1 protein-coding gene and 1 pseudogene are annotated in these 6,224 nt (G+C 58.6%); both read right to left on the minus strand.

Going from position 1 to position 6,224, the window contains the following annotated elements; translation table 11 throughout:
- Positions 1–5,729 (minus strand): DUF4347 domain-containing protein (locus ABX749_RS17775; protein WP_372897142.1); only part of this gene is annotated, 5,729 nt, incomplete at its 3' end.
- A gap of 144 nt (positions 5,730–5,873) precedes the next feature.
- Positions 5,874–6,224: pseudogene (locus ABX749_RS17780) on the minus strand (hypothetical protein); the annotation flags it as partial.

A 6,224-nucleotide genomic window follows, 5' to 3' on the forward strand; every position in this document is an offset into this window, starting at 1 on the left:
CCCGGATACTCGCCCAAGAAGAATTGCCCGAATTGAGTGTTGTCCAGTGGAGCGCCGACGCTTGCATTTCCCGATGCGGCTTGCCGACCATCGATGTTGATGCTCAGGCCAGCGGGACTGCCGGGCGCCGTTTGGGCATTGATGATGTGGTATCCGGAACTCGGCGGGACAGCGTTCAGTTGATCATTGTTCAGATCGCCAAAGTCAAATCGAATGTTGTCTTCGAGGTTCACCCGGTTGCTGAGCGTGTCAATCCACTGCAACATCACTCCATTGGAACCATTGGTGCTTCCGGCGAGGATAAGGGAGGCGGAATCGGTTCCAAAGAGGTCGGATCCCAAAACGGTGAGGTCCGCCAAATGATCATCGATGCCATCAAACGAAATGATCGGGTTAAAATTCAAGCCGGACGCGATCAGATCGGGGCGCTGAGTGGCGAGGACTTGTTGCAGATCGGACAGCGTCGCGTTGGTGACCTGGTTTTCCCATTGGCTGACCCCGCCCAAGCCGATGGTGACACCGGCGTCAGCCCTCAACCACAACGCCAGACCGCTCAACACGCCTCCCGGTGCACCTTGCACGACGTTGACCGTGGCGTCGTGATTCAAACTGACCGCGCCATCGCCGTCATTGACGGTGAAGCGAATCGTACGTGTTCCCGTGGTCGCGGCGACGGTGTCCGTATTCTCGTACGTGATGTTCCGCAACAAGGCAGAGGTCGCTGTCGCGTCGGCGGATGAATTCAGCGTCACGACCAGGTCTGCGCCGCCGCTGCCACCGGCCCAGGTTCCGATCAACACCGATCCGGCGCCAAAGTTGTAGAAGACGTTGGAGCCCACGACGCTGATTTCACTCGGGTTCGTTCCCTGGTTGCGAATCGCCAGCACGTCTTCACTGGCGTCGTTTCCGGCGGCGATCGAAACCGACAGGCTACCCGAGTTGAAATCGGCCGAATCGACGTCAGCCACTACCGCATCACCGCCTTGGTCGATCACCAAGGCACCGGCACCCTGGATGTAGGCGAACCCGTCACCGGCGATGTCACCTAACGTCGCCGCGTCGTTCACCGCTGCGACGTTGACGGTGGTGTCATGGTCGGCGCTGCTGCCGCCATCGCCATCGTTGAGCGTGTATCGAATCGTCCGCGACGCGGTGGTCGGGTTATCGGTGTCGACGTTCTGGTAGGTGATGTTCTCGATCAAGGCGTCGACGGCGGTCGCGTTGGCATTGGCATTGAAGAGCACCACCAAATCCGCACCTGCAGACCCACCGCTAGACGTGCCGATCCCGACCGGACCGCCGCCGAAGTCGTACAGCACGTTGCCGCCGGAAAGGGAAATGTTTCCGACGCCCGGACCTTGATCACGGATTGCCAGCACGTCTTCGGATGCATCGCCACCGGCGACGACCGACACGGTCAAACTGCCCGCGGCGAAGTCGGCTGAATCCACGTCGCTGACCGTCACGTTTCCGCCTTGCTCGATGACCGTTGCCGAATTGCCTTCGGTGAAATTGAGCGTGTCACCGGCCAGGTTGCTGATCGTCGGGACGTCGTTCTGTGCGGCAACGTTCACCGTGGTGTCATAGTTTGCAGACGTTCCGCCGTCGCCGTCGTTGAGCGTGAATCGAATCGTGCGGGCGGAGGTCGTGGGATTGTCGGTGTCGGTGTTTTGGTAGGTGATGTTTTCGATCAACGCATCGGCCGACACGGCGGTGGCATTGGCGTTGAAGGTCACGACCAGATCGGCACCCGCCGTGCCCCCGGTAAACGAACCGATCACGATCGGCCCACCGCCGAAGTCATACAAGACGTTGCTGCCGGAAACGCTAATGTTTCCGACACCCGGGCCCTGGTCACGGATCGACAGCAGATCTTCGCTTGCATCACCGCCTGCGAGAATCGCCACCGTCAGATTGCCGGTGTCGAAATCAGCCGAATCGCCGTCAGTCACGACCGCGTTGACGCCCTGCTCGATGACTTTCGCCCCATCGCCTTCGCTGTAAGAGAGCGTATCGCCGGCCAGCCCGGTGATCACCGGAGGCCCGGCACCGACGGCTTGGAAGTTGTTGCTAAATGCCGCTGTATTGTTGCCGGAATTGCGATGCGTTGCGGTGATGTAATCGCCGACAGGAACGGTGGCGGTGATTAGCGAGGTAAACGTCCCGGAACCGTCGGTCACGAACGTGTCGCTGCCGAGATAGACCTTCCCTTCTTCGGTGGCCGACGTGGGATTGGAGAAGAAATCGACTATCAAGGTGACTCCTGGTCCTTCGGAGTACGTGCCATCGATGCTCCGCGTCGTCCCCGTCGTTGCTGCATTGGTCAATGTCAGTGGCGTCGGTTCCGTGTTGGCGCCACTCGCGGGAACCAGAAAGATGCCAGATCCCGAGACATCGAAGATGCTGTTGCCGCTAATCAGGTTCCCGGTACCACCACCGAGTTCGATACCATGTTTGAGCGGTTCCAACGAGGAGATCGTGTTGCCTTCGCCCGGATCGCTCCCCCCAAAGACGTTATTGTTCCCATCACTCACTATGGCACTGGCCTCGTTACTCATCGCCAGCGATGAATTGCCGTCCCGATCGACTCCGATTAAGTTTCCTTGGATGATGTTGCCGGTGGTCGTGGCGTCCTTGAGGTGAATTCCCGACTTCTTGTTACCGGAGATCAGATTGCCTTCGCCTGCCCCCGATCCGCCGATCTGATTGTTCGACGATCCGTTTTGGATGTAGATTCCCTCGGCTTGGTTCTGCAAGTTAGACAGGCCGTCGGCGGTCGTCCCGATATAGTTCCCTTGAATCGTGTTTCCATTGTTGCCCGATCCGGCGATCAGAATCCCTTCGAGTTTGTTGCCGGAGATCACGTTGCGGTCGGCAGGCGCGGCACCGCCGATCTGATTGTTCGCCGAGAGAACATTGATCGCGGCGTCATCGTTTGAGATAGCCGACGTACCGGTGATGTTGGTTCCGATGAAATTGCCGACGATCGTGTTGCCGTTGGCGGTGATCTCGATACCACTCTTCGTGAAGCCACGAATATTGAGCCCGCGGATCGTGCTGCCGCTGCTTGCCAGCGTCAACCCATCCACGCTCAAACCAGATGGAAATCCGTCGATGGCGATTTTCAATACCGCGTCGTTGCCCACTGCCAACGTGTTGGCAGATGCCCCCGTCTGTGTGTAGCCGTCAATGACAACAGCTTCTGTAATTGTCGGCAGCGCGCCGAGGATCGCATCGATGTTGATGACATGGGGGCCGGCACCCGCAATATCGAAATGGATTTCATCCAGCCCGACGGTGCCATTAGCGGCGAGGATCGCTTCACGCAACGAGATTTCCCCATCGCCGCCCTTGTTGCTCAGCAACGCACTGATGGTTGACGAGTCGGGTGCATCCAGCACATCGTCGGCCGTCGTCACGATCAGCGACGGCAATTCGAATGCCCCGATGTCATACGCCGCGTAACGCGACTTGCCTCGCTGGTCGATTGCCGGCGCGCCGACTGTGGTGCCGTTGTCTCTCGCTTGACTGGTCCTCTGGAGGGCATGAGTCAGCGTGTAGCCACCATTATCGGCCAGCGGATTCAAATTGGGGTCGACGCCGGTGATGTCGCCCGGATCGAATCCCGTGCCTCCGGTTGTGTTCTCAATCAGATTCGATCCGTCGCTGGTGAATCCGCCGAACACATCAGGATTGACCGAGGCCGTGTTGTCTCCGATCAACGTGTTGGTGATCGTCACGACCGGCCCGCTGTCATCGTTGAAGATGCCGCCACCGTCGACCGCGGTATTGGACGCGATCGTGGAATTCACCAAGTTGACGGCCGCTCGCGTCCATATCCCACCTCCTTCACCTACACCCGACACCGAATTGCCGCTGATCGTGACGTTCGTCAGCGAAACGTTCGATGACGAATTCGCGACGTAAATCCCGCCGCCGAATTCGGCCGTATTGTTGCGAATGGTGACCCGATTGAGCGTCAAATCTTCCGTGTTATGAATCCCACCGCCGGTCGGGCTTCCCCCGCCACCGGTGTTACCGGAGATGTCAACATCTGTCGCGGTAAGCACTCCACCATTGAAAATCGCAGCACCTTGGTCCGCCGTATTGCCCGTCAGCACAACTCGGGCGAGATCGACCACGCCACCAGAACTAACATGGATTGCACCGCCCTTGGTGTAACCACCGCCACCCTGAATCGTCGCATCGGAGAGGTTCAACGTTCCGTTGACGTCAAAGCTTCGGGAGACGCCGCCTCCGTCAATGATCGTGGTGCTGCGATCGGCACCGTTTAGGGTCAGGTCATCCAGCACCCCCATGTCGGTCGCTAACGCATTCGTATACGTCCCTGCCGGCAGCGCAATCGTGCTCGCGCCGACCACCGCATTGTCATTCACCACTGCCTGTCGCAACGATCCTTGTGAAAAACGATTGTTCACAAGGTCGTGATCGGCATCAGCGGTGTGAGAGACAGATTGAAAACTAAATCCGTAATCGACGGTCACATTGCTTCCCGAGATGACGACGCGTGTGACGTGTTGTGCCGTGGTCAACGAGGTCGCATCATCGGAAACGCCCGCTTGCATGCCGCCAAAGTGGGCGCCCGCTGCCCCAGAAAAACTGTAGGAAACGCCATCGAACGATACGCTTCCTGTGTCGCCAAACGTTTGTTCCGCCCAAACATCGCCCTGGGCAAAGCCGAAATTGAAACCCGCATCCGGCGTGACTTGAAGCGAGTGCACAATGACCCAATAGGTCCCATCGGCCAAATTGTTGATGGAGTACGCGCCCGTCGGGTTCGTGGTATCTGTACCAACAAAACTGTCGCCGGAATCGGGCGCATCAACCGTCGTCCCGTCGTCCAAGTAGACATCGACCGTGACACCGCTGACCCCTACGCCATCGTCTACGACGTCGCCGTTGCCGTTGACGTCCTCATAGATCTTTCCTTCGATGCTTGATCCAGCCAGCAAACCGTACCATTCCCGCTGAAGCGGTGAACCGAACGCAATCTCAGTTTCGATTCCGCCGACGACAAATTCCAAATCCCAGTCGCCCCCTAGCGTTTGCTGTCCCGTCTTGTCGTCGCTGGCCGCGACATCGCAGTTGCACAGTTCCCCGAGCGACCGCACCAGTGCCCTACCATCATCACTCGCCGCCAAGTCACAGCCGTAGATCAACAGGTCGGCCCCGTCCCGCAGCGAATCGTTCCAACTGGCAATGGATCCTGCGTGGGCATCCAAGTTGTCAATCGAAAGCCAAGTGTTGCCCAGTTGGAACTGACCTTGGGTGCCGTGCGAGACGAAGTGAACGGCGTCCACGTCCGTCAGACCTGAGAGGATCTCGCCGACCTGGTCGATCCCGTTGCGTGCCCCGTCGAGCAAATAGATTTCCAAGTCCGCGTTTCCGCGATCGGATCGCAAGTCGTCGAGCAGTTGTTGGTAATCCTCGATTCCCGCATCGACGAAAACCAGTTCCAAACGACGGGATTGTTGCGACTGGTCTTCCGATTGCTTACCGCTTCCGACGTCACTCACCGTGTCGGCGGCAGTAACATCGATCGCTTCGGGCTCGTCCACGTCCACCCCCGTACTTGCCAGATCAACCGGCGGCGCGATCGGCGTTGCACTGAACAGCAATCGCTTCTCCAGCACCGCCGCGTCGAGCAAATGCCTGCCTCGGCCTGCCAACGAAGAATCGTTCTTTCGTTTACGACTGAGCCAGGGCATGGCGGAATCTTGGGAGAGCCGGAATCTGGAAGGGGGACGCGTCTCTAAAAAGGTAGGTCAGATTCCTCGGCGTGAATGAGAAACGTCCGAGATCTTGGTAACGAAGGAATGAATTGAATGGGTGTTTCTGATTGTCCGCGTCAATCACCTCCCCTCGCAGAGGGTAGCGGTCGAAGCGGTGCGATCGTCCGCGGCGGTAACGAAAACCTCCGGGCTGGTCTTGTGTGCTTCCTTTTTTCCGGACTCGCTCTTGTCCAGCAGCTCTTCGAGTGAATCATCCTCGCCGTCTTGGTCTTCCTCGAACTCATTGAGCACCAACAGCGGGTCGACAAAACTCCACGCCGGCAAATGAGCCAACAAACTCGTCGCCAGCAGCCCGCCGCGAACGGTCCACATCACGTAGCCGACCGAGAGCGCACTGGAGACCCCGGCGAAGGAACCGGCGAAGAGGTACGGCGTGCTGTCGCCCTGCTTGAGTTCCTGCTCCAACTCTTC

It is taken from the genome of Stieleria sp. (genome assembly GCF_041595215.1).
GTDB classification, from domain to species: domain Bacteria; phylum Planctomycetota; class Planctomycetia; order Pirellulales; family Pirellulaceae; genus Stieleria; species Stieleria magnilauensis.